Source organism: Aquimarina megaterium XH134 (genome assembly GCF_000520975.1).
Taxonomy (GTDB): domain Bacteria; phylum Bacteroidota; class Bacteroidia; order Flavobacteriales; family Flavobacteriaceae; genus Aquimarina; species Aquimarina megaterium.
In genome coordinates this window covers 1-525 of the sequence record NZ_JACB01000147.1, presented here as the reverse complement: position 1 = coordinate 525, position 525 = coordinate 1, and the positions used below count along the sequence as shown (strand labels likewise).

The 525-nt window shown below is 38.3% G+C and carries 1 protein-coding gene; it reads right to left on the bottom strand.

Features of this window, described 5'->3' with window-relative positions; genetic code table 11:
- The coding region (locus Z053_RS29630; RefSeq protein ID WP_035097319.1) for a PKD domain-containing protein at nt 1-525 on the bottom strand (525 nt) is incomplete at both ends.

Genomic DNA, 525 nt, shown 5'->3' with positions numbered 1-525 from the left:
AAATACCTGGCTTGCATATAGGAATTCTGCATTAATTTGAGCATCAACTTGATGTAGGACTACACTACTGTTTGCAGTACATCCTTTTCCATTAGTCACAGTTACGGTATATTCTCCAGCTTGGTCGACTGTTATTTGGGGTGAGTTACTAGAGAATCCATTTTGTGCTGTCCATTGATATGTTGCGTTAGGGTCATTGATTAGAGCAGAGAATGAAGCGGTTTGTCCTAAACAAATAAACTGATCGTCTCCCAGATTAATATCGACTGGTTGAGGGTCTGTAATTTGATAGGTTCTTACTAAAGTTTTGTTTCCAAATCCTTGTATGGTTACCGTGTATGATCCGGCGCATAATCCGGTTATTTTATCTGTAGTCTCCCCGGTATTCCATTGATAGGTAAAATTACCATTTCCTTTGTTTACTTCAATTTCAATTTCTGCATCACAATCCCCGTTACATACCAGTGGTTTGATAGTCACATCTACGATATCGGGTTGTGTTATTTCATAAGTTTGCTGAATTGT